Genomic DNA, 21,493 nt, shown 5'->3' with positions numbered 1-21,493 from the left:
TTAGCTAAGATCGGACGCTGGAGTGTATGCGTGCCAATCCCGCAAGTCGACATCTTGCGAAAGGTTCTCCGGGCTGAAACGTGATGCTGTTGAACCGCCCCTATTTCGCTCATGACCTGCTCTTCAGCGCGACTCCTCCAAGTTTTAGCATCCGCGAAGCAATACGGAACAGATCGGGCATGTCGGCTCGGCCGTCGGTACGATACGACAGTACGCCAATCCGTGCCATGGCCGCCTCTAAATCCTCTTCAGCGTTGCTAACTGAAGATTTCTGATATGGTGGTAAGAAGCCTTCACTCTTGGCTGCTTTGGAAATGATGGCCGTCGTGTTGCTTGCTTCCCAAGCTTCATGGATTTCCCAACTTTGGCAAGGAACTTTAAGCCCAGCGAGTGGTGCGAGAGCGCGCTTGATCCAAGGGTATTCGAGCGCAAGCTGCTCGACTCGCGTTTTTGACGCCTCCCTCAGTCCATGGCGAATACCTTCAGCTGTGATCACCTGATTAATCGGCGCGGGCATGTGACGCGCAGCTTCCACGAACAGTTTCAAAAAGCTTCTAGGCGTCACTACATCCCTTCCATCCGCTAAGTGTTTGTATGTCCATGGATAAGTAGCACCTTTGGTGGCACTCTTGCCCATGTAGCGGCCCGCTATTCTTTCGAACACGCGCTTCTGCGCCTCTTCGCTCCAAGCCAACTCCCAATTACGAATCCGCTCGGCGCTGGTTTCAGGTATCGGGTATCCAGCCTCCCGACAAAGAACTTCGAAGTCTTCTCCGTCGGCGTCTTGCTCAGCCTCGACCATGCGCGTGAAGAGTAATCCGTAGAGGTCGGTTGGAGACCAGTCGAGTTCTACCCTAGCACTTCTGAGCTTAGGAAGTTCGACGAATTTCAAACCCTCATCGTTGAGCTGATCAGGACGAATGAAAACCTTGGCACGAATTCTGCGCCGTGCTCGAAGCATCCAGCAGGCTTCGAACAGCGCATCTGTCAATTTGGTAAGTTGCGCCCAGTCTCTAGACAGGGTGTCCAGCGCGTCGAAAAGGACGAGGCAAGTCTTGTCATCTGCATCCAACGCTTGGTCAACTTCTCGGAGACGTACTTCGAAATCCTCTGGATCTTTATATTTTGATATGAACGTGGCGATGGTCTCTTTGGCTTCTAGATCGTTTATTGCGGCCAGCGCGCTTCGCAGAAGGACTGACTGCCAAAAGATAAGCGCCGAGTCATGCTGACCATTCTGGGTGCGCGCTTCTACAGTACGCCTTGTTACAGCAGAACCGGCATCGAAGCCGTTATAACCGAACGTCACTACTAGACGATCTAGGCCCAGCCTCGGGTAAACTTCTGCCGCCAATTGGCGTGTATCGCTCTGACCGAGCACACCTGCCCAAAAACTCTTGCCTGCTCCCCGGGCACCGACGACGATAAGTGTGGACGGTGCCAGCGCAGATGCGTGCTGCTCTGGAGCGAATACATCGCCGACCGCCGGCCTGTGTTCACCATCTGCGTCGTGGTCAGTGGGTAGGTCCACTAGCAGGCGCCGAATATTCGCGAAATTCACTGCCGCCACCTTAAATCCTTCTCTCAATCATATCAGCGGACTGGATAATGGCATCACACGCCTGCAGAAACTCGTCATACACAGCGGAATATATGCCTTTACTTAATAGATCAGGATGCTCGAGTGGGTCAAATTTATTAAATAGGTCACTCTCGTAAATGTAGGTATGATCGATTTCCTGATCAATAATTAACTCAGCCGGCGTGTTAACATCCCAGCCGATTTCGAAGGTCTCGTGTAAATCTTCTAAAGGAATTTCAGAATCTTTTTTAATTTCATACCAGTTCGGGAGGATATCTATCATGTTTGAGATAAACTCGCCGGACGGCCCATCAGCTCCAACCCTCGCCTCGACGATGTGTATTCGCGTTGTCCAATCTGGCCCAAGCGTGAGTGCCTGTTGAGCCAATAGTGCGCGATAGCCCGCATAGGTTTGGGGCTGGTCCATCCCAAACACAAGAGTGTTTCCCTGAAGTGCAACTGCCGCTGCCGCTGTGGACTCATGCAGCCCAGCGCGTGCGTCAACCAAGACAACGTCATAGTCGCCTGCCGCAGTCAATCGACCGATAAGTTTATCGATTTTGGCGGTGAAGCTGTTAAGGGCAGGATCATTTTCGGAGGGCAAATAGGCCCGAGCGAGCTTGCTGAGAACGTTTAGAGGGCTGTCGTTCGCTCGGGTTCCTAATGCGGGCACCACCGTTATGGATCCGCGGCCTCCGCTCAACTGAGAAAACCCCAGCATGTCACTGAGAAAGAGGTCTTCTACCACGCCTAGGTTCGTTTCGACAAGGTAATCTAGTAGGCCAAATTGCGGCAACGTGGTGTTGTCGAGCAGCATGGTGCCTAGACCTGGAGCCTCAAGATCCATGTCGATAGCCAAAACTCGACGTCCGCTTGCAGCCAAGTGCGCAGCGAGCACACAAAGCGCGGTCGAACGCCCCACACCGCCCTTTAGGCTAACGAAAAACAAGCGAGGGATTACCGAATTCTCTTCGATCGGCCTGCGAAGCCAGTCAGCGCCCACGACACGACGATCCACGAGGCGTACGTGACCCTGGAAAGTAGCTTGGTCGATCGGAACGGCTATGCCAATTCCGGGTTCCCGCAAGCTTTCATCGAAGAGTTCCTCCGGCGTTGCCACGGATATGCCGCTGGGATCCGCATAACCGCCGAGCACCTCATCTACCGCCTTTGAAAGCTCTTCTCGCTCAACGCCGGTTTTGCCAGAATCAAGAACCACTAAGGTCAAGCGACCGACCGGATCTCGTAGAAATAAATTATTAGTGATCGCGTCGCTACCCCACACATCAGCGACGACATTGATGAACAGTGGAAGAGATTGATCGAAGGTTGTCATGTTGCACTCCGCACGCGGATGTTGGCTGCAGCCAGTAGTCTTTTGGTAATGCAAAACCAGACCGCGATCTGCTCCTGCGAGACCTTACCTGTTGCCGAATAACGATGATCCACAGCCCAATCCGCGAAAATACCTCCCTTTAGAAGGCTAAACATGCTTGAGTAATTCGCCCGACCACCTAGACGTTCGCGTGCTGCAACTAGAATGTCGGGGAGATGCTGTGCCGGGGAACTCTCTCCCGATCCAAGTGAATTGATACGATGTTTGATGGCGCATTCTGCGGAAAAGCCAATGAGATGGCCGGCATTATCCAAGCGCCCCGCCTCCCGAAGCCTAGGGTCCAGACTCGTTCAGAGCCAGAACGCTACGGCGGCAGCGAGGCTTACGGCTGATAGGAAGTTTCTGGCGAGCTTGTCGTAGCGGGTAGCGATGCGGCGGAAGTCCTTGAGGCGGCAGAACATGGCCTCGACCCGCCAGCGATCCTTGTATCGGCGCTCGTCATATTGGATCGGGCGTTTGCGGTTGCGCCGTCCGGGGATCACCGGAATCGTGCCGTGCTCGCGCAAGGCGGCCCTGGTGCGGTTCGCATCGTAGCCACGGTCGGCGATCACCCGCTTCATGCCGATGGTTTCGCCGATCAGCAGGTCTGCGCCCTTCACGTCAGATGTATTGCCGGGCGTCAGGACGAGGCGGAGTGGTCGCCCGAGGACATCGACAAGGGCGTGGATCTTCGTCGTCCGGCCGCCACGCGAGATGCCAATGGCATTGGCCCGCGCCCCCCTTTTGCTCCACCGGCAGAGCGGTGGGCCTTGATGTAGCTGCTATCGATCTGGCCTGTTTCCGCGATCCAGCCCTCCTCCGTCAACGCCGCCAGGATGCGCGTCCAGATGCCCCGGCGGCTCCATCGGTTCCAGCGATTGTAGACCGTCGTCGAAGGGCCGTATGCGGGTGGACAGTCCGCCCAGCGGCCACCGCACTTGAGCATGTGAATAATGCCCGAGATCACTCGCCGGTCATCGACGCGCCGCGCTCCAGGCTGGTTCGTCGGCAAATGCGGCTCAATCACTGCCCATGCTTCATCCGACAACCAGAACAACGAACCCGGCATTCTCAACAGCCTCCTGCTTCAGCGGAGACTCCCTGAATCAATGTGCACACAGATTTTCAAGAGGCTGATTGGGTTTGGACCCTAACAGCATCCTCGTAATGGCGTATCGCCGCTGCTTGGTAATCTTCAGGCGAACCGTCCCTCAGTGGCATAACACTGCCTGTACCTCCGTCATCCAATTAACCTTCGATTAGCACTGGGTTGCGGGAGATGCACGCGTCAAGGCGCGCGAGCGGTGGTAAACATATCTACGCGATGACGGTCAATGGCTGCTTTCCTCATAGATTGGGCACAAAGCCGTCATTACGCTATCGGCCAATCCCTCCTATTCCCCTTCCAAAATAGGAGTTTCTCTGGTCTATCCTCATCGATGGGCCAGCCCGCCGCCTCGCCCCGCTTTCACCCACCCCGCGCCCACGCGCACCCTGTCGCGCCGGTGGCGCGGGGCTGTGACCCGGTGGGCGCGCGGGTGTCGCCTTGCTGGCGCGTCGGTGTCGCGTCGCGGGCGCTTCGGTGGCGCGCTGCTCCTGATTTTTCCATGTTTTGCGTCGGCGCACCCCCACGACACTGTGAACTTCGGCGGTGGCGCGTCGGCGGCGCCTGGGCGGGCGCGGGCGGGGCGGCGCGCGGGGCTTCGCCGCCCCGCGCCAGATTTGGCGTGACAGGGCCGGCGCTTTTCGCTAAGGGCGCGGTCGCAGGCCGTGGCAGAGATGCCGTCGACCTTCCGTCCGAGACAGTCGGTGAAGGGAATATGCCCTTCTTAATGCCCGGCCTAGACGGGGAAAAGCTCTTTACCGGACGGGCCGTGGCCCGATTCGGGTCTGCCTGCTCCTTTTGGGGGTCCAGGCCGGTTGATCTCTCCCCTTCGGACTTTGTGCCCCGTGCGCCGCAAACCGGCATGCGGGTTTTAAGCCGTCCGCTGCGGGGGCCTCTCGGCCGTCGACGCGGACATGAAGTGGAGTAATGGCATGGATCGTAATCAGAAAGCTGAGGTCGTTTCCGCGCTGAACGCAGAGCTGGCAGAAGTTGGCGTGGTCGTCGTGACCCGCAACCTCGGCATGACCGTCGCCCAGTCGACGGTCCTGCGCCAGAAGATGCGCGACGCCGGCGCGACCTACAAGGTTACGAAGAACCGCCTCGCCCGCATCGCCCTGGATGGCACCGCCTATACCGGCCTGAGCGACCTGCTCACCGGTCCGGTCGGTCTCGCCACCTCGGCCGATCCGGTCGCCGCCGCCAAGGTTGCGATCGATTTCGCCAAGACCAACGACAAGCTTGAGATCGTTGGCGGCGCGATGGGCGAAGTGCTGCTCGACGCGGAGGGCGTGAAGGCCCTGGCGTCGATGCCGTCGCTGGATGAACTGCGCGCCAAGCTGGTCGGCCTTATCGTCGCACCCGCTACCAAGCTCGCAACCGTCACCCAGGCGCCGGCCGCGCAGCTCGCGCGTGTCTTCAACGCCTATGCGGAGAAGGAAGCGGCCTGATTGGCCGTCGTCCGATCCGGATTTTGACCCTCATCTGACGGGGCGCATCGCCCCAAACAAGGAATTTGAACAATGGCAGACATCAACGCTCTGGTCGATCAGCTCTCGGCCCTCACCGTCCTCGAAGCCGCCGAGCTGTCGAAGGCTCTGGAAGAAAAGTGGGGCGTTTCGGCCGCCGCCGCTGTTGCCGTCGCTGGCCCCGCTGCTGGCGCCCCGGCTGCTGCCGCTGAAGAAGTGAAGGACGAATTCGACGTCGTCCTGACCGGCGACGGTGGCAAGAAGATCAACGTCATCAAGGAAGTCCGCGCCATCACCGGCCTAGGCCTCACCGAAGCCAAGGCGCTGGTCGAAGGCGCGCCCAAGGCCGTCAAGGAAGGCGTGAACAAGGAAGAAGCCGAAAAGCTGAAGAAGCAGCTGGAAGAAGCTGGCGCGACCGTCGAGCTGAAGTAATCGGCCGACGCGGTCCGGGGCAGCCCTTCGCGGCATGGCTCCGGACCGCGCCGATTCGGCCCTTCGCGGCCGGTGCAGGAAGGGGCGGCGCCGCCAGGGCGCTGCCCTTTTCTTGCCTTTGGGGCACGCGATTCGCGATTTCCTTCCTACTCCGCCTCCCTTATCCTGGCGCGGCCCATGTCCGCTTCCTCCGCCCTCATCGAACGCTGGCGCGCCCATCTCGCCCTCGACCGCCGCCGCTCGGTCCACACCGTCCGCGCCTACCAGGCCACCGCCGAACGGCTGGTCGCCTTCCTGGAACAGCATCGCGGCGAGGCCGTGACGCAAGCCATGCTGGCGACCCTGGAGCAGGCCGACCTGCGCGCCTTCCTCACCAGCCGGCGCTTGGACGGCATCGGCAATCTCTCCGCCGCCCGTGAATTGTCGGCGGTGCGCGGTTTCCTCCGGTTCGTCGGCGGTGAGGACGCCCGGCCGCCCCGGCTCAAGGGGCCCAGGGTCAAGCGCGGCCTCCCCCGCCCCGTCTCCCCGGACGAGGCCATGGCGCTCGCCGGCGAGATCGCCGACACAGCCCGCGAAGGCTGGATCGGCGCCCGCGACTGGGCGGTGCTGCTGCTGCTCTACGGCGCTGGCCTGCGCATCGGCGAGGCGATGGGCCTCACCGGCGCGGTCTGGCCGCTGGGTGACACACTGCGCGTCACCGGCAAGCGCGGCAAGACTCGCCTCGTCCCCCTGCTGCCGCAACTGCGCGCCGCGATCGAGGCTTATGTCGCCGCCTGCCCTTATCCGCTGGAGCGCGAAGCGCCCCTGTTCCGCGGCGCCCGCGGCGGTCCCCTCTCCCCCGCGCTCATCCGCCGCGCCGTCCAGGGGGCCCGCGGGCGCCTCGGCCTCTCCGACCGCACCACGCCCCACGCCCTGCGCCACAGCTTCGCCACCCATCTGCTCGGCCGGGGCGCGGACCTGCGCAGCCTGCAGGAATTGCTGGGCCATGCCAGCCTCTCCTCGACCCAGATCTACACCCAGGTCGACGCCGCCCATCTGCTGGATATCTATCGCAATGCGCATCCTCGCGCCTAGACGCACTGCGCCGCTGCCTGCCGCCTCTTGACCAGAAGGAGAAGCCATCATGAAGCGCCTGTTCGCCCTTGCCCTGATGCTGACGACCGCGCCGGCACTGGCGCAGCCCGCCGCCGCGCCCCAGCTGCTGCCGGCCAAGCTGCCCTTTTCACCGGCGGTGCGCGTGGGCGACATGCTGTTCCTGTCCGGCCAGATCGGGCAGGCGCCCGAAGGCATGGACCGGCACAAGGAAGGATTCGACGCCGCGGTCAAGGGCGCGATGGACGCGATCGGCACGATATTGAAGGCCAATGGCCTCGATTATGGCGACATCGCCAAATGCACGGTGATGCTGGACGACATGGCGGATTGGCCGCGCTTCAACGCCGCCTATCTTCCCTATTTCACGGGCAAGCGCCTGCCCGCGCGCAGCGCCTTCGGCGCGGATGGGCTGGCGCTGGGCGCGCCGCTGGAAGTGGAGTGCATCGCCGCCTTCCCGCCGCGCGAGTGACCGGCTAGATTTGTCGCTGCGCGTCGAAGGGTGGGACGATGCGACAATGATAGGCGCGCTTTTCGTCGATCAGGCCAGTGTGCAGTTCTGTCGACAGCACCAGCGTGGCGCGGTCCAGCCGTTCCAAGCGGCGCAGGTCGCTGAAGAAGCCGCCGCTCTGTTGAACCAGGGTGATGGTGGCGTCGTCCTGCGCCGCGATCTTGGTCCATTCGCTGCCGGCTTCGCGCCAGCGTCCGCCGGTGAAATCGATGACGATCTCGCGCACCGATCCTTCGTCCGCGCAGGTCAGGCCCCGGGTCACCGGCGCGGGCGCGGCGGCGGGCGGCGGCGCATCGGCCGCCAAGGCCGGCGTCGGGATCGCAAGAAGGAGAAAGGCCAGTCGCAAAGCCATCAGGGCATCCTATCAATATCGGCGGCGGCTGGATAGCGGGTCGTGCTTGACCTGCTCTTACAAGGGTGCCGCTTCCCGGACGATCAGCACGGGCACGCCATCGCGCACCGGATAGGCGAGGCCGGCCGCATCGGACAGCAGCGCCTGTCGGGCCGCGTCCCAGCGCAGCGGCGTGCGCGTTACCGGGCAGACGAGCTTTTCCAGCAGCCAGGGGTCGATCGGCGGCGCATCGGCGTCAGGGTCGCTCATTGCAGCGTCGCTCCGCCGTCGCGCTCGATCCGGCCGATGATCTGCATCAGTTGGATGATCCGTTCGGAACGGTCGGACAGGCTGTCGGCTTCCAGCAGGGTCTGCTTGGCGGCGGGATCGAAGGGGGCGATCTGCGCGATGCCGTTGACGAGCGCGACATCGTCGAGCCGCGACACGGCGGTCCAATCGACGACATAGCCCAGCAGATCGGCGAAGCGGCGCGATTCCTGCTCCAGCGCAGCGCGCTCGACCGCCGAGAGCACCTCATCCTCCGCCGGCGCCTGCTCGACCTCCGCCTCGATCTGGCGGAACTGCGTGGAGACCGGCAGTTCGCGCAGGAGGCGGAAGCGCGCAAGGCCCGTCAGGATGATGTTGAAGCGCCCATCCTCCAGCGCCTCGATATGCGTGACATGACCGAGGCATCCCACGTCGTAGAGCGGCGGGACCGGCCCCTCCCCGCGCGGCTGGATCATGCCGATGCGCCGGTCGCGCGCCATGGCGTCATGGATCAGCGCCCGATAGCGCGGCTCGAAAATATGGAGCGGCAGGTCCATGCCCGGCAGCAGCAGCGCCCCGGCCAGGGGAAAGATCGAGACGCGCGCCGCGGCCATCGCCGTTACGCGAACAGGATCTGCGACAGCCTGCGCCGCTGGTTCGCGACCCAGGGATCCTCCAACCCGACCGCCTCGAAAATCTTGAGCAGCTGCGCGCGAGCGGCGCCCTCGTTCCAGGCGCGGTCGCGGCGGACGATTTCCAGCAGCGCGTCGGCCGCGGCATCGCGGTCGCCATTGCCCATCAGCCCCGCCGCCAGTTCGAAGCGCGCTTCATGATCGTCGGGATCGGCCGCGACCTTGCTCTCCAGAGCCGACAGGTCGGCCACGGGTCGCGCGTCGCGCTGCAGCGCGATGGCGGCGCGGGCCTGGTCGATCGCGGGATGCCGGGCGATGTCGGCGGGCAGCCCCTCGATCAGCGCCTCGGCCGCATCGAGCTGCCCCAGCGCGATCAGCGCGCGCGCCTGGCCGCCGATCACTTCGACATTGTCGGGGTCCATGTCGGCGATCTGGGTGAAGATGGAAAGGGCGCGCTCATGCTCGCCACCAGCCAGCATTTCCTCGCCCATGGCGATCAGCGGCGCGACTTCCTGCTTGAGCGCCTTTTCGTCGGATTCGATCGGCAGCTGAGCGAGCAGCTGGTCGAGATATTGCTTCAGCTGCCCTTCGGTGCGGGCCTGCGACAGGTCGGCGACCGGCTGGCCCTGGAACACGGCATAGACGGTCGGGATGGACTGGACGCGAAACTGGCTGGCGATGAAGCCATTTTCATCGACATTGACCTTGACGAGCTTGACGCCCTTGGCCGCATATTCGGCGCAGACCTTCTCGATCACCGGGGCGAGCTGCTTGCACGGTCCGCACCATTCGGCCCAGAAGTCGACGATCACCAGGCTGGTGCGCGACGGGTCGACCACGTCGCGGCGAAACGCCTCCACGGCAGCCTTTTCGGTCTCGCTCAGTCCCAGGGTCGCCACGTCTTCATCTCCTGCCAATGGGGTCCTTCAAGGCCGCTGCCTTACAGCGCCTTATGTGGGGCGTCACCCCCAAGGAACAAGGCAGGAGAAAGGTCAGAAGGTATAGCCGACCCCGATTGCGCCGATCCATTGATTCTTCGAGCCAGCGATGGATACGACCGGCGAGTCCGCGTAGTCACCGAGCATACGGGAGTAGCCGCCCAACGCGAAGAGCGTCCAGCCGCGACGAATATCGCCGGAAAGCGAATATCCACCGGTGAGGTTGACGTTCACTTTGCGAAATCCCGATCCGTCCCCTGCGCCGTCATAGGCTGGCAGCCCGCTTGCCACCGCCTGCTCCGGCGTGACATCGAAATAATAGCGTCCATATTTCTTGCCGACATAGTCGGCCGACACACCCAAGCCTACAAAGCTGCGAATGGAAAGCGGTGTGAAATATTCGATGGCGGGCGTCACGATCATGCTCTCATGGGCGCCGGCAACATCCTTGGTAATGGTGACGCGCGCAGACAAATTGTCATAGGGGCTGGTAATGACGCCGGTCTTGCCGATGCCCACAAAGCCGCCGACCTCGATCGCGGTGTCCAGCTTGCCGAGAGCTGCGACAGCATCATCTTTTATCCGCTTACGGCTGGTCCTGTCGAAGCGCGCGCCCACAACCGGCCCAAGCTGGATATCCAGCCCCTCGTCATCGCGATTGGGGATCACGTCGACGAACAGAGCCGGGCCGCGCGTCCAGAAGGCGACGTCATGCACCTTGCCGCGCAGCTGCGGGATAGGAATGACGCGATAATCGTCAGACCCTTCATAGCTGGGCACCACCGCGCCACCGACGCCGATCGTCAGGTTGCTGTGATCCTCCGCCTCCTGCGCGCGAGCGGGCGTGACGATGGGCAGCGACGCTACGAGCGTCACGGCCAGAAGGCTGCGGATGCGATTCATGAAGGACCCTGTTCGAAAGCTGCGTTCAGGGTGCAGAATGTTTCGGAGGGGTTACAGGTTCCCGCTCGCTACAAACGAACATCACAGGAAATATTTGAGGTGGATGTCCTGTTCCACCGGCGCGCCGCCGATGGTGAAGCTGGCGGATCGGAAGCTGGGGGCGCCAAAGCGCAGCACCGGATTGCGGGAGAAGCCGATGCCCTCGCGCGGGATGCCGGCGAAGGTGTCGAGCCGGCCGTTACGGTTTTCGTCATGAATGATGGCGATGGCATAGTCGCCCGGCGCCAATTGGCCCAGCGTCACCTGAGTGCTGGAGGCGGGGATGGCGAAGTGCCGCTTGTCGGGATCCCGGCTGCAATCGGGAAAATGATCGGGATCGCGCGTGACGCAGATCAGGACCTGCCCCTTGGCAGAACGCAGCCCCTCCAGCGCCATGCTGAGCGGTTGCGACAGGGTAACGGGCGCCGCGCCGGTCGATAGCAGCACTAGCAGAAACAAACCGATCGCCTTCACGCACGCCCCTTCGCAAAGTCGCCCAGCCCCTTGTCGGTGCCGCACAGACGGTCCCAGAAACGGAAATAGAGGCCGTAATTGCAAGCATAATATTCATGATGTCGCTGGTGATGGCTGGCGGTGATCAGCCAGGCGCCCAGCGGTCCGCGCACCATCCAGCGCGGAAACATCTCCCACCCCATATGATTGCTGACGCCCATCACCGTCATGATCGTCAGCACGCAGGCGAGCGCGCCGACGTGGATGGGGATGAGGAAGACGAGAGCGGGAATGACCACCGCGCCGGTCAGCGCCTCCCAGGGATGGAAGCTCATCGCCGCCCAGGCCGTCGGCGGCCGGCTGGCATGATGGACGGCGTGCGCGATGCGGAACAGGCGCGGACGGTGCATCCAGCGATGCGTCCAGTAGAACCATGTGTCGTGCGCGGCGAGATAGAGCAGCACCGAGACCGGCAGATACCAGAGCGGAAAGGTGCCGACATCGTTGTAGATGCGCGTCCAGCCCCGCGCCTGCCAGCCCCAGGCGACCACGCCCGCCGGCACGCCATAGATGAAGGCGGAGAGCAGCGACCAGCGCACTTCGCGCCCCATCTGCCTTTCCAGCCCCCGGTAGAGGCCGGGCTGGCGGATGCGCGTCGCCAGGGCGAAGCCGCCGCTTGCCAGCAGGTAGCGCACGCCGACAATGACGCTCATCGCGAGGGCGGACAGAAGGATGGCTGCGACCATGGTCTTGCCTATACGCGCGATATAAAGCGGGCGGAAGCGTCATCGCGGCCGCTCTGCGAACCGTAGTCACTTCTCCTTCAACTGCTTTGTGATTCATTCCAAAACCGCGCAGGAGAAGGTGCACAGCCTTCTATCAGGAGCAGGCATGGCGCGCTCTATTCGATCATCACGCCGACCACCTGCCAGCCGTCATTCTCCTGCTCCAGCGTGACGGTTTCGGTGGCGTTGTCCTTGTTGGCGAAATTGGTGCGGAATTTGCCGACGATGTAGCCGGCGGGCGGGGCTGGCAGGTCCTGCTGGCTGAGGAAGCGGCGCGACGATACCGCGCCCAGCGGCACGCGCACCTTTTCGGATACCGACGCCCAGACCTGCGGCGTGTTGAGCTTGTGGAAGGCGGCGCCGAACATCCGATAGCTGTCGTCCCAGCGGCCCGCATCCACCAGGGTCAAAAAGCGGCGAGCGGTCTCCACCGTCTCGGCATTGGCAAGCGTCTGCGTGTCGGCCGGCTCGGCCTGCGGCGCGGAGGCGCCGGGGGACAGGGTGGCCATGGCGATCAATCCAAGGATCAGGGTCATGAGCAGGACTCCAATGAGCATCACGGGCCGGCGATCCGCCCACCCGGCGCCGCCAATCGGCGCGGTCCGACACTCATCCGGCGCACCGGCCGCGTCCTCCCCGATTTGGCTGTCCCCCAGATTTTGGGGGACGGGCGAAAGCGGCGCCTCCCCCTCCACGTCCAGCAGCAGGCGCGCCGCTTCGCGGCTGCTTGACACCGCCATCTTACGGCGTGCGTCGCGCAGCCGTTCGTTGATGGTGTGGACCGACAGGCCCAGGCTGCGCGCGATCGACTTGTCGTCATGCCCGCGCACCATCAGGCGCAGCGTCTGCTTTTCCTTCTCGGTGAGCGCCGAGACGGCCTCTTTCACGCGGATGCTCATGACTGTCGTGACTAGGCCGCCCGCCCCGCCGCAGCCACCCCGAAAATTTCGTATGCCGCGCCGATGCCGGCCTCTTCCCACCCGTGGCAGCATCAACTCGCCTCAACCTGCGCTCGCATGACCGGCAGTCGGGGCCGCCCGCGCGCGATCATTCATCTGCGCGCAAGCTTGGCCGGAACAGCAATGGCCGGCTTATTCAAAGGATGGAGGATCACCATGCATATCATCTCAAAGGGGCGCGGGGCGCTGATCGCCGCCGCCATGCTGACCGGCCCGGTCGCGACCGGCCTCGCCGCACAGGAAGCGCCGCCGGCCGACCTGTCGGCGACGATCACCGAACCCGCACCCGCGGAAGCGGCCGAAGGCCCGACGATCGAGGGCATCATCTCCGCGCGCAGCGGCGGCCAGATGCAGGTCACCGGCGCGGATGGCGCCAATAATGTCGTCGCGCTGAACGACACCACCGTGATCCGGGCGAGCGGCGGCTTCCTGGGCCTGGGCCGGGAAACGCTGGGCGCCGATGCGCTGCTCAACGGCCTGCCGGTCAGCGTGGAGACGGTGCAGGGCGCGCAGGGGCTGGTCGCAACCCGCGTCGCGCTCAAGAACAAGGATCTCAAGACCGCATCGATGATCCGCAGCGGCACCGCGCAGGGCTTTGCCGAACAGTCGGCCGCAACCGAAGCCTTGCGCGGCCGGGTCGGCGACATCGATCAATATAATGTGAAGAGCACCACCAACGTCAATTTCGACACCGGCAAGGCGACGCTCAGCCCGCAGGCGAAGAGTGAGCTGTGCGCCACCGCCAGCACCGCCGAGCAGATGGACAACGCCCTGCTGCTGGTCGTGGGCTATACCGATTCCACCGGCCCTGAGGAATTCAACCAGATGCTGAGCGAAAAGCGCGCCGGCAGCGTGGTCAATTATCTGCAGCAGGTGTGCGGCTGGAAACCCTATCGCATGCTGACCCCCACCGGCATGTCTGAAGCCCAGCCCGTGGCCGACAATATGACCGACGCGGGCAAGTCGCAGAACCGCCGCGTCGCCGTCAATGTGCTGGTCAGCAAGGGGCTGGACGGCCTGTAAATCCTGCGCCGGGGGATGGCCTGCATCCCCCGTTTCGCAAGCGCCTTGAGCGGGGCGGAGCGGTCGGCCGAGACGACCGCTCCGCCCTTCCCGCGCGCCGCCGGGAACCGCGCCCGCCCACCCGCGCGTTATCGGGCCTATGGTCTTCGACAATATCCAAGGGCTGCTGCGCGTCCTCCTCATATCGGCGCTGGCCTATGCCTGGCTGGTCGTGGTGCTGCGGCTCGCGGGAAAGCGCGCGCTTTCCAAACTCAACGCCTTCGACCTGGTCGTCACCGTGGCGCTCGGATCGACGCTGGCGACCGTGCTGCTGAGCAAGGACATCGCCTTCCTGGAAGGGGCGCTCGCCTTCTGCATGCTGGCGTTGCTGCAATGGCTGGTGGCGCGGCTGTCCGTCCGCTCCGCCTGGTTCAGCGATCTGGTGCGATCGCGGCCACGCCTGCTGGTGGAGGATGGCGCCTTTCGCCCGGATGCGCTGCGCGACGAACGCGTCACCCGGGACGAGGTCGAAGCGGCGATCCGCAAGAGCGGCATCGGCCGGATCGAGGATGTGGGCGCGGTCGTGCTGGAAAGCGATGGCAGCCTCAGCGTGCTTGCGCGGTCCGATCGGGCCTATACGGTGCTGGGGTCGGTCGCGCGCTGATCGGCGGACGGCGGCGGGAAGGACGAGGCGATGGCCGAACTGCAACTGATCGACCTGGGCATGTTGCTGGTGGTCACGTCGCTGGTGGCGATGATGTCGCGCCGGATCGGCCTGCCTTATACGGCGGGGCTGGTCGCGGCGGGCATCGTGCTGGCGTTGCTGCCGATCGGCGTCAACCTGCCGCTGTCGCGCGAACTGGTGTTCAACATCTTCCTGCCGCCGCTGATCTTCGAAGCGGCGCTGCAAATGCCCTGGCGGCGGCTGCGCGCGCAATTGCCGCTGACGGTGACGCTCGCCTTTCTGGGCGTGGCGATTTCCGCCGCCTTCGTGGCGGGCGGGCTGCACTGGCTGCTGGGCTGGAGTTGGCTGGGCGCGGCTTTTTTCGGCGTGCTGATCGCGGCTACCGATCCCGTATCGGTCATCGCCGCCTTCAAGGAGATGCGCGCCGAACCGCGCCTGGGCATGGTGGTGGAATCGGAAAGCCTGCTGAACGACGGGGTCGCCGCCGTGGCCTTTTCGATCCTGCTGGTCATCGCCGGCGGCGGCGAACTGACTCCGGTCGCGGCGGTCGGCGCGCTGGCCTGGACGGTGCTGGGCGGCCTTGCGGCGGGCGCGGGCGTCGCTTTCCTGCTGCTGAAACTGGCCGGGCGCACCGACGATCATCTGGTGGAAATCACCCTCACCACCATCATCGCCTGGGGCAGCTTCCTGCTTGCCGAACATCTGAAGGCGTCCGGCGTGTTCGCGGCGCTGGCGGCGGGCGTCATCGTCGGCAATCTGGGCTGGCGGCGCGCCATATCGGACAATGGCCGCGGGCATGTGCTGGGCTTTTGGGAATATGCCGCCTTCCTCGCCAACTCGCTGCTGTTCCTGATGATCGGCAGCCATGAAGCGCATCAGCCGCTGGCGCTGGTGTCGGGGGCGCTGGCCGTCGTCATCATCCTGACGCTGCTGGGGCGCGCGGCCGCGGTCTATCCGATCGCGCTGCTGTTCCGCGGCACGGCGCTGCGCCTGCCCGCCACCTACCAGCATGTGCTGCTATGGGGCGGATTGCGCGGCGCGGTGGGGCTGGCGCTGGCGCTCGCAGTGCCCGCCAGCGTCCCCGAACAGCGGCAGATCATCGTCCTGGCCTTTGGCGTCGTCGCCTTTTCCATCTTCCTGCAAGGGCTGACGATGCCGCCGCTGCTGCGCCGCTGGAAGCTGACGGGCAAGGACACATCGGTGGACGAAGCGCCCTGATGTCGCAAAGCGGCAAATAAGCGGTCGAAATTCCCGGCGATTGTGCCAAAGCTGATCGCGACCAGCCCTGCCGGAGACCAGCCTTCCCATGACCACCACTCGCCGCGATTTGCTTGCCGCCGGTGCTTCCGCCCTTGCCCTGTCCGCCCTGCCCGCCCGGGCGCTGGCCGCCACCGGGACCGCCAATGGGGCCGACGCCCGCGCCGAAGCGCTGCTGGCGCAGATGGCCGAAGCCATGCTGGCCGATGCGCCCGAAACCGCCAGCGGCCTTGGCATCGACACGGGCGCGCGCGCCCCGCTCAAGGCGCGGCTGGGCGACAAGAGCCCGGCCGGCCAAGTGCGGATCACCGCTCATGTGCGCGACCGGCTGGCCCGCCTGCGCGCGATCAAGCTCGACACGCTTTCGCCCGCGACCCACACCGACGTGGAAGTGGTGCGCACGTCCCATGAACTGGCGGCGGACGGCTTTGCCTTCCCCTTTGGCGACATGGCTATGATGAACAGCAACTGGTCCTATCGCAACAGCCCCTATGCGGTGGCGCAGAATACCGGCAGCTTCGTCGAAACGCCCGACTTCCTCGATTCCAACCACAAGATCGAGAATGGCGCCGATGCCGACGCCTATCTGGCGCGGCTGGAGGCCTATGCCGCCAATCTGGACGGCGAAACGCAGCGGCTTCGCCACGACGCGGGCATCGGCGTGATCGCGCCCGCCTTCCTGCTCGACAAGACGCTGGCGCAGATGGCGCGGGTGCAGGGCCAGCCCGTCGATCAGTGGGTGCCGGTCGCGTCGATCGCGCGCCGCACCCAGGACATGGCGGGCGATCACGCCGCCCGCGCCGCGGCGATCGTGCGGGACAAGGTCGCCCCCGCGCTCGCCCGCCAGGTCGCCGAGCTTCAGCGCCACCGCGCCGCCGCGACGATGGACGCGGGCGTGTGGAAGCTGCCGCAGGGCGAGGAATATTACGCCTGGGCGCTGCGCGCCGGCACGACCACGCGCATGACCCCGGACGAAGTGCACGCCCTTGGCCTCGACCAGCTCGCCGCGCTCCAGTCCGAAATGGACGGCCTGCTCAAGGGGCTGGGCATGAGCCGGGGCACGGTGGGCGAACGCATGACCGCCATGGGCAAGGACCCGCGCTACCTTTTCCCCAATGATGATGCGGGGCGGGCGCAGATCCTGTCCTATATCGACGGTCGCCTGGCCGACATCCGCACGCGCCTGCCGCGCGCCTTCGCGACGCTTGTGCCCGCCAGGCTGATCGTCAAGCGCGTGCCGGTGGAGATCGAGGCGGGCGCCCCGGGCGCCTATGCCGGCGCCGGGTCGATCGACGGCAGCGTGCCGGGCAATTATTATATCAACCTGCGCGATACCAGCATCTGGCCGCGTTACAGCCTGCCCACCCTCTGTTATCATGAAGGCATTCCCGGCCATATCTGGCAGGGCGAATATACGTATAAACTGCCGCTGATCCGGTCGCTGCTGGCCTTCAACGCCTATAGCGAGGGTTGGGCGCTCTATGCCGAGCAACTGGGCGACGAACTGGGCACCTATGACGGCGATGTTGCCGGGCGGCTGGGCTATCTCCAGTCGATCGCCTATCGCTGCTGCCGCCTGGTGGTCGACACCGGCCTGCACGCCAAGCGCTGGACGCGCGATCACGCCATCCAGTGGTTCGCCAGCACCAACGGATCGACGCTCGAGGATGTCCAGGCCGAAGTGGACCGCTATTGCGCCTGGCCGGGCCAGGCCTGCGGCTACAAGGTCGGCCATGGCGAAATCGTGCGGCTGCGCGAAATGGCGAAGAGGGCGCTGGGTCCGAAATTCGACTTCCGCCTGTTCAACGACGCCGTGGTCAAGGGCGGCGGCGTGCCGATGACCGTGCTGGCGGACAATGTGGATGCTTGGGTAAAGGGGCGGCAGAACAGGTGAGCCACCTTCCGTCACCCCGGCCCTGAGCCGGGGTCCCGCTTCCTCATCAGACCAGTGTCTCGAACAGATCCCGCCATTCGGGATTGGCGCGTTCGATCAGCGCAAACTTCCATGCGCGCCGCCATCGCTTGAGCCGCTTCTCCTGCTCGATGCAGCTGCGAATGTCCGCGCAGCTGTCAGCCCAGACCAGCCGCCGCAAGTCATAGCGCGCGCAGAAATCCGACCCGGAACCTGTCCGGTGCTGATGGACGCGTCTTACGATATCGCTGGTCACACCGACATATATCGTGCCCCGATAGCGATCAGCCATGATGTAGACCCAGCCGCCCTGTCGCCCTTCGCCCATGGCTTGAGCGTCGAAGAAGCGGGACCCCGGGTCAAGCCCGGGGTGACGATAGCGGCATCAGATACTGCGACGACAGCATGACAGATGAAGTCGGATCGTTCGCCACCTAGGCCCTGAGCGGGGCCCCGCTTCCCGCTCCCACCCCATGAAAAAAGCCGGGGGATCGCTCCCCCGGCCTCTTTATCCGTTCTGCGCCGACGCTTACCCCACGAACGCCCGCTCGATCACGAACTGACCCGGCGCCGCGTTGCTGCCTTCGGTGAAGCCTTCGCCTTCGAAATAGGCGGCGAACTGCTTGATCATCTCCATGCTGCCGCACATCATGATCCGGTCGGTTTCAGGGTCGAATTTGGCCGCGCCGGGAACGCCTTCGAACAGGGCGCCGCTTTCGACCAGCTTGTCGATGCGCTGCGTGTGGCCGTCATAGGGTTCGCGCGTGACGGTCGGCACATAATGGAACTGGCCCGGCGCCTGTTCCGACACCAGCGGATCCTGCGACCATTTGCCGTCCAGCTCCTCGCGGAAGGCGAGGTCGCTCACGCGGCGGACCGAATGGACGATCACCACCTGCTCGTAAAATTCATAGACGTCGGGGTCGCGCGACAGGCTGAGGAACGGCGCGAGGCCCGTGCCGGTCGACAGCATGAACAGCCGCTTGCCCGGCAGCAGCGCGTCGGTCACCAGCGTGCCGGTGGGCTTGCGGCCGAGATAGATCTGGTCGCCCGGCTGGATCAGCTGCAGCTTCGACGTCAGCGGGCCGTCCTGCACCTTGATCGACAGGAACTCGATTTCCTCGTCCCAGCTGGGGCTGGCGACCGAATAGGCGCGCAGCAGCGGCTTGCCATTGTCGCCCTTGAGCCCGATCATCACGAACTCGCCCGAGCGGAAGCGGAAGCTGGCCGGACGCGAGATGCGGAAGCTGAACAGATGCTCGTTCCAGTGCTTCACCGACAGCACGGTTTCCACGGAAAGCGCGCCGGTGGGTTCCAGAACCGGCTTTTCGATCGTCACGTCGGTCAACAGTCTGTCCTTGCCTAGCATAGGGGCGGACCACGCCCGCCCAGTTGCGGATCATTCGCAACAATGGTGATATGGGGCGAATTGGCCCTTCCGCCCCGTGAAGGCAAGGCCAAAAAAACTTGGGTCGGGGAAAGCGCGGGCTTCGCCCCGCCCCCTCAACTTTAGCCGAACAGCCCCTTGGCGATGCCGCTCAGTTCATTGGCGGGATTGCCGTCGCCGTCGCGGTCGAACAGGCCGCCCAGCTGGCCCAATATCGCTTCGGGGCCGCCGAAGGTGCCGAGCAGCTCCTGCAGCTTGTCGGCCGACACGCCATGTTCCGCCGCCGTCTCCGCCAGCGCCGTGACGCTGGTTTCGCCCGATCCGATCTTCGCGCTGATTTCCGCCATCAGCGCCTGCATCTGTTCCGGCGTGACGCCGATCTGCGCGGCGATAGCTTCCAGCCCGCCCAGCTTGCCGATGATATTGTCGAACATGCGCTTGCACTCCCGAATTGATGGGGGGACGATAGCAGCGTTCGGGGGGCGAAGCAAAACGCAACCTCCCCTTGCTCGGGAGGAGGGAATCTCCAACGCAAGAGGCGGGAAACATGGTACCCCGCCCCTTCCTCTCAATTGTCGTTTGCGTCAGGCCGCCGTTAGCGCCGCGCCGCGCACGCCGTCATCGACATGCTCCTCAAATTGCGCGAAATTGTCGACGAACGCCTTGACCAGCGTCGCCGCGGTCTCGTCATAGGCCGCGCCGTCCGCCCAGGATGCGCGCGGATCGAGGATGCTCGGATCCACGCCCGCCACCGCGACCGGCACCTGGAAGCCGAAATTGGGATCGGTGCGGAATTCGGCATCGTTCAAACTGCCGTCGAGCGCCGCGTTCAGCAACGCGCGCGTCACCTTGATCGGCATCCGCTTGATGCCCGGCATCGTCGCCTTGCCGCCCGACCAGCCGGTGTTGACCAGCCAGCAGGTGACGCCGCCCTTGTTGATCCGTTCCTTGAGCAGATTGCCATAGACGGACGGGTGGCGCGGCATGAACGGCGCGCCAAAGCAGGTCGAGAAGGTGGCGGTCGGTTCCGTCACGCCGATTTCGGTGCCCGCGACACGCGCGGTATAGCCCGACAGGAAATGATACATGGCCTGTTCGGGCGTCAGCCGCGCGATCGGGGGCAGCACGCCATAGGCGTCGGCGGTGAGGAAGATGATATTCTTCGGCACCGGCCCCAGATTCTTCTCCGACGTGTTCGGGATGAAGTCGATTGGGTAGGAGCCGCGGCTGTTTTCCGCCAGGCTGTTGTCGTCGAGGTCGATCGCGCGCGTTTCCTCGTCCATCACGACATTTTCCAGCACCGTGCCGAACCGCTTGGTGGTGGCGAAGATTTCCGGCTCGGCCTCGGCCGACAGGTTGATCATCTTGGCGTAGCAGCCGCCCTCGAAATTGAAGACCGCCGTGTCGGACCAGCCATGCTCGTCGTCGCCGATCAACGTGCGCGACGCATCGGCCGACAGCGTCGTCTTGCCGGTGCCGCTGAGGCCGAAGAAGACGGCCGTGTCGCCGTTCGCGCCGATATTGGCGGAACAGTGCATCGGCATCACGCCGCGGGTGGGCAGCAGATAGTTGAGGATGCCGAACACGCTCTTCTTCATCTCGCCGGCATAGGCGGTGCCGCCGATCAGGATCAGCTTTTCGGTGAAGTTGACCGCGATCACCGTCTCGCTGCGGCAGCCATGGCGCGCCGGGTCCGCCTTGAAGCTCGGCAGGTCGACGATCGTATATTCGGGCGCGAAGTCCGCCAGCTGCTCGGCCGTCGGCCGCACCAGCAGGGTGCGGATGAACAGATTATGCCAGGCAAATTCGTTGATGACGCGCACATTGACGCGATGCTCGGGCTGCGATCCGCCGAACAGATCGGCGACGTAGAGCGTCTCCTTCTTGCCCAGCGCCTCGAAAAAATCCGCCTTCAGCGCTGCGAAATGCTCCGGCGTCATCGGAACGTTGGTCGAACCCCACCAGACGCTGTCCTCGGTCTCCGCATCGCGGACAATGAACTTGTCCTTGGCGCTGCGGCCGGTGTGCTTGCCGGTCTTGACGACCAGCGGGCCGTCCTTCGACAGCTTGCCCTCGCCATTGCGCAGCGCCGCCTCGACGAGCGGCGCGGTGCCGAGATTCCAATGCTGGGTGGCATGGGTGGAGATGCCCTGGTCAGCCAGGGTGATAGAGGATTTGGCCTGCACGCCTTTGCTCCTGTCTATGTTGTCGTCCCGCGCACAATTTATGTTCGCGGCCGATCCGGCGCGCCGCCGCCCTGGCTTTCGCAGGGTCGATGGCGTGCCGACCCGTTTCGGATAAGGCGTGAGCCCGCATGCGTCAAACGAAGTCGATGCTGCGCCGCAACGATGATGACATCCATGTTGAACGCGCGATGGGT

At 64.1% G+C, this 21,493-nt stretch carries 24 protein-coding genes; 8 read left to right on the top strand and 16 right to left on the bottom strand.

Features of this window, described 5'->3' with window-relative positions; all coding sequences use genetic code 11:
* Window positions 1-109: 109 nt before the first annotated feature.
* The 4 genes from ACGGKE_RS14570 to ACGGKE_RS14555 all read right to left on the bottom strand — a co-directional run bounded on the left by ACGGKE_RS14570 (window position 110) and on the right by ACGGKE_RS14555 (window position 4,026).
* Window positions 110-1,570: a hypothetical protein gene (locus ACGGKE_RS14570; RefSeq protein WP_394438946.1), complete on the bottom strand. Its 1,461-nt coding sequence runs from the start codon at window positions 1,568-1,570 to the stop codon at window positions 110-112.
* Between the two features lies 1 nt (window position 1,571).
* The gene (locus ACGGKE_RS14565) at window positions 1,572-2,918 is read right to left on the bottom strand and encodes a KGGVGR-motif variant AAA ATPase (protein WP_394438944.1); all 1,347 of its coding nucleotides are present in this window, start codon (window positions 2,916-2,918) and stop codon (window positions 1,572-1,574) included.
* Entirely contained in the window at window positions 2,915-3,232 is a 318-nt protein-coding gene (locus ACGGKE_RS14560) for a hypothetical protein (protein WP_394438942.1), read from the bottom strand. The genes ACGGKE_RS14565 and ACGGKE_RS14560 overlap by 4 nt, the downstream gene beginning before the upstream one ends.
* Before the next feature lie 36 nt (window positions 3,233-3,268).
* A protein-coding gene (locus tag ACGGKE_RS14555) for an IS5 family transposase (protein ID WP_394438940.1) occupies window positions 3,269-4,026 on the bottom strand; the annotation gives its coding sequence in 2 pieces (ribosomal slippage) (window positions 3,269-3,693 and window positions 3,693-4,026; 759 coding nt in all).
* Window positions 4,027-4,994: 968 nt separating this feature from the next.
* Here ACGGKE_RS14555 and rplJ point away from each other — a divergent pair.
* The 4 genes from rplJ to ACGGKE_RS14535 all read left to right on the top strand — a co-directional run bounded on the left by rplJ (window position 4,995) and on the right by ACGGKE_RS14535 (window position 7,524).
* Complete coding sequence (gene rplJ / locus ACGGKE_RS14550) at window positions 4,995-5,510, top strand: 50S ribosomal protein L10 (RefSeq protein WP_228166102.1); 516 nt, start codon at window positions 4,995-4,997, stop codon at window positions 5,508-5,510.
* A 72-nt stretch (window positions 5,511-5,582) separates the two neighbouring features.
* Window positions 5,583-5,960 (top strand): 50S ribosomal protein L7/L12, encoded by a 378-nt coding sequence (gene rplL / locus ACGGKE_RS14545; RefSeq protein ID WP_009820791.1) that lies wholly within the window; start codon window positions 5,583-5,585, stop codon window positions 5,958-5,960.
* Between the two features lie 177 nt (window positions 5,961-6,137).
* Complete coding sequence (locus tag ACGGKE_RS14540) at window positions 6,138-7,034, top strand: tyrosine recombinase XerC (RefSeq protein ID WP_394438937.1); 897 nt, start codon at window positions 6,138-6,140, stop codon at window positions 7,032-7,034.
* Window positions 7,035-7,083: 49 nt separating this feature from the next.
* On the top strand, window positions 7,084-7,524 hold the full coding sequence (locus tag ACGGKE_RS14535; protein WP_394438935.1) for a RidA family protein: 441 nt from the start codon (window positions 7,084-7,086) through the stop codon (window positions 7,522-7,524).
* Between the two features lie 4 nt (window positions 7,525-7,528).
* Here the strand turns inward: ACGGKE_RS14535 and ACGGKE_RS14530 are convergent, their stop codons facing one another.
* From ACGGKE_RS14530 to ACGGKE_RS14495, 8 genes are all read right to left on the bottom strand, one after another.
* Window positions 7,529-7,915 (bottom strand): hypothetical protein, encoded by a 387-nt coding sequence (locus ACGGKE_RS14530; protein ID WP_394438933.1) that lies wholly within the window; start codon window positions 7,913-7,915, stop codon window positions 7,529-7,531.
* A gap of 57 nt (window positions 7,916-7,972) precedes the next feature.
* A complete protein-coding gene (locus tag ACGGKE_RS14525; RefSeq protein ID WP_394438931.1) occupies window positions 7,973-8,164 on the bottom strand; it encodes a Trm112 family protein in 192 nt (63 codons plus the stop codon).
* Entirely contained in the window at window positions 8,161-8,775 is a 615-nt protein-coding gene (locus ACGGKE_RS14520; protein WP_394438929.1) for an LON peptidase substrate-binding domain-containing protein, read from the bottom strand. Before ACGGKE_RS14520 ends, ACGGKE_RS14525 begins: the two co-directional genes overlap by 4 nt.
* 5 nt (window positions 8,776-8,780) lie before the next feature.
* Window positions 8,781-9,692 carry a tetratricopeptide repeat protein gene (locus tag ACGGKE_RS14515; RefSeq protein WP_317516778.1) on the bottom strand — a complete coding sequence of 304 codons (912 nt, stop codon included), beginning with the start codon at window positions 9,690-9,692 and terminating at the stop codon, window positions 8,781-8,783.
* Between the two features lie 93 nt (window positions 9,693-9,785).
* Complete coding sequence (locus tag ACGGKE_RS14510; RefSeq protein WP_394438926.1) at window positions 9,786-10,634, bottom strand: MipA/OmpV family protein; 849 nt, start codon at window positions 10,632-10,634, stop codon at window positions 9,786-9,788.
* Between the two features lie 81 nt (window positions 10,635-10,715).
* Window positions 10,716-11,069, bottom strand: a complete 354-nt coding sequence (locus ACGGKE_RS14505) for a DUF2141 domain-containing protein (protein ID WP_394442049.1) — start codon at window positions 11,067-11,069, stop codon at window positions 10,716-10,718.
* A gap of 74 nt (window positions 11,070-11,143) precedes the next feature.
* Complete coding sequence (locus tag ACGGKE_RS14500) at window positions 11,144-11,872, bottom strand: sterol desaturase family protein (protein ID WP_394438924.1); 729 nt, start codon at window positions 11,870-11,872, stop codon at window positions 11,144-11,146.
* 155 nt (window positions 11,873-12,027) lie between these two features.
* On the bottom strand, window positions 12,028-12,810 hold the full coding sequence (locus ACGGKE_RS14495) for a DUF4019 domain-containing protein (protein ID WP_394438922.1): 783 nt from the start codon (window positions 12,808-12,810) through the stop codon (window positions 12,028-12,030).
* 216 nt (window positions 12,811-13,026) lie between these two features.
* Here ACGGKE_RS14495 and ACGGKE_RS14490 point away from each other — a divergent pair, with 216 nt between their 5' ends.
* The 4 genes from ACGGKE_RS14490 (at window position 13,027) to ACGGKE_RS14475 (ending at window position 17,708) form a co-directional block, all read left to right on the top strand.
* Entirely contained in the window at window positions 13,027-13,893 is an 867-nt protein-coding gene (locus ACGGKE_RS14490; RefSeq protein ID WP_394438920.1) for an OmpA family protein, read from the top strand.
* A 139-nt stretch (window positions 13,894-14,032) separates the two neighbouring features.
* On the top strand, window positions 14,033-14,536 hold the full coding sequence (locus ACGGKE_RS14485) for a DUF421 domain-containing protein (protein ID WP_394438918.1): 504 nt from the start codon (window positions 14,033-14,035) through the stop codon (window positions 14,534-14,536).
* A gap of 30 nt (window positions 14,537-14,566) precedes the next feature.
* Window positions 14,567-15,775, top strand: coding sequence for a cation:proton antiporter (locus tag ACGGKE_RS14480; protein ID WP_394438916.1), 1,209 nt, complete (start codon window positions 14,567-14,569; stop codon window positions 15,773-15,775).
* Window positions 15,776-15,863: 88 nt separating this feature from the next.
* On the top strand, window positions 15,864-17,708 hold the full coding sequence (locus tag ACGGKE_RS14475) for a DUF885 domain-containing protein (protein ID WP_394438914.1): 1,845 nt from the start codon (window positions 15,864-15,866) through the stop codon (window positions 17,706-17,708).
* 46 nt (window positions 17,709-17,754) lie between these two features.
* On the opposite strand, the gene ACGGKE_RS14470 is transcribed toward ACGGKE_RS14475, so the two are convergent.
* From ACGGKE_RS14470 to ACGGKE_RS14455, 4 genes are all read right to left on the bottom strand, one after another.
* Window positions 17,755-18,054 carry a GIY-YIG nuclease family protein gene (locus ACGGKE_RS14470; RefSeq protein WP_228165939.1) on the bottom strand — a complete coding sequence of 100 codons (300 nt, stop codon included), beginning with the start codon at window positions 18,052-18,054 and terminating at the stop codon, window positions 17,755-17,757.
* A 201-nt stretch (window positions 18,055-18,255) separates the two neighbouring features.
* Window positions 18,256-19,074, bottom strand: a complete 819-nt coding sequence (locus ACGGKE_RS14465; protein ID WP_394438911.1) for a ferredoxin--NADP reductase — start codon at window positions 19,072-19,074, stop codon at window positions 18,256-18,258.
* Between the two features lie 161 nt (window positions 19,075-19,235).
* Window positions 19,236-19,547 carry a hypothetical protein gene (locus ACGGKE_RS14460; RefSeq protein WP_394438909.1) on the bottom strand — a complete coding sequence of 104 codons (312 nt, stop codon included), beginning with the start codon at window positions 19,545-19,547 and terminating at the stop codon, window positions 19,236-19,238.
* Window positions 19,548-19,697: 150 nt separating this feature from the next.
* On the bottom strand, window positions 19,698-21,299 hold the full coding sequence (locus ACGGKE_RS14455; RefSeq protein ID WP_394438907.1) for a phosphoenolpyruvate carboxykinase: 1,602 nt from the start codon (window positions 21,297-21,299) through the stop codon (window positions 19,698-19,700).
* Window positions 21,300-21,493: the final 194 nt, after the last annotated feature.

It is taken from the genome of Sphingobium naphthae, from assembly GCF_043589935.1.
In the GTDB taxonomy this organism is placed as follows: Bacteria; Pseudomonadota; Alphaproteobacteria; order Sphingomonadales; family Sphingomonadaceae; genus Sphingobium; species Sphingobium naphthae_A.
The sequence above is the reverse complement of the archived record's forward strand: the minus strand, read 5'-3'. Positions and strand labels throughout refer to the sequence as shown.

Coding starts and splice junctions, on each gene's coding strand:
- ACGGKE_RS14565 (WP_394438944.1), bottom strand. CDS start 2,918: ATGACAACCTTCGATCAATCTCTTCCACTGTTCATCAATGTCGTCGCT.
- rplJ (WP_228166102.1), top strand. CDS start 4,995: ATGGATCGTAATCAGAAAGCTGAGGTCGTTTCCGCGCTGAACGCAGAG.
- rplL (WP_009820791.1), top strand. CDS start 5,583: ATGGCAGACATCAACGCTCTGGTCGATCAGCTCTCGGCCCTCACCGTC.
- ACGGKE_RS14540 (WP_394438937.1), top strand. CDS start 6,138: ATGTCCGCTTCCTCCGCCCTCATCGAACGCTGGCGCGCCCATCTCGCC.
- ACGGKE_RS14535 (WP_394438935.1), top strand. CDS start 7,084: ATGAAGCGCCTGTTCGCCCTTGCCCTGATGCTGACGACCGCGCCGGCA.
- ACGGKE_RS14530 (WP_394438933.1), bottom strand. CDS start 7,915: ATGGCTTTGCGACTGGCCTTTCTCCTTCTTGCGATCCCGACGCCGGCC.
- ACGGKE_RS14525 (WP_394438931.1), bottom strand. CDS start 8,164: ATGAGCGACCCTGACGCCGATGCGCCGCCGATCGACCCCTGGCTGCTG.
- ACGGKE_RS14520 (WP_394438929.1), bottom strand. CDS start 8,775: ATGGCCGCGGCGCGCGTCTCGATCTTTCCCCTGGCCGGGGCGCTGCTG.
- ACGGKE_RS14510 (WP_394438926.1), bottom strand. CDS start 10,634: ATGAATCGCATCCGCAGCCTTCTGGCCGTGACGCTCGTAGCGTCGCTG.
- ACGGKE_RS14505 (WP_394442049.1), bottom strand. CDS start 11,069: ATGGCGCTGGAGGGGCTGCGTTCTGCCAAGGGGCAGGTCCTGATCTGC.
- ACGGKE_RS14500 (WP_394438924.1), bottom strand. CDS start 11,872: ATGGTCGCAGCCATCCTTCTGTCCGCCCTCGCGATGAGCGTCATTGTC.
- ACGGKE_RS14495 (WP_394438922.1), bottom strand. CDS start 12,810: ATGAGCATCCGCGTGAAAGAGGCCGTCTCGGCGCTCACCGAGAAGGAA.
- ACGGKE_RS14490 (WP_394438920.1), top strand. CDS start 13,027: ATGCATATCATCTCAAAGGGGCGCGGGGCGCTGATCGCCGCCGCCATG.
- ACGGKE_RS14485 (WP_394438918.1), top strand. CDS start 14,033: ATGGTCTTCGACAATATCCAAGGGCTGCTGCGCGTCCTCCTCATATCG.
- ACGGKE_RS14480 (WP_394438916.1), top strand. CDS start 14,567: ATGGCCGAACTGCAACTGATCGACCTGGGCATGTTGCTGGTGGTCACG.
- ACGGKE_RS14475 (WP_394438914.1), top strand. CDS start 15,864: ATGACCACCACTCGCCGCGATTTGCTTGCCGCCGGTGCTTCCGCCCTT.
- ACGGKE_RS14470 (WP_228165939.1), bottom strand. CDS start 18,054: ATGGGCGAAGGGCGACAGGGCGGCTGGGTCTACATCATGGCTGATCGC.
- ACGGKE_RS14460 (WP_394438909.1), bottom strand. CDS start 19,547: ATGTTCGACAATATCATCGGCAAGCTGGGCGGGCTGGAAGCTATCGCC.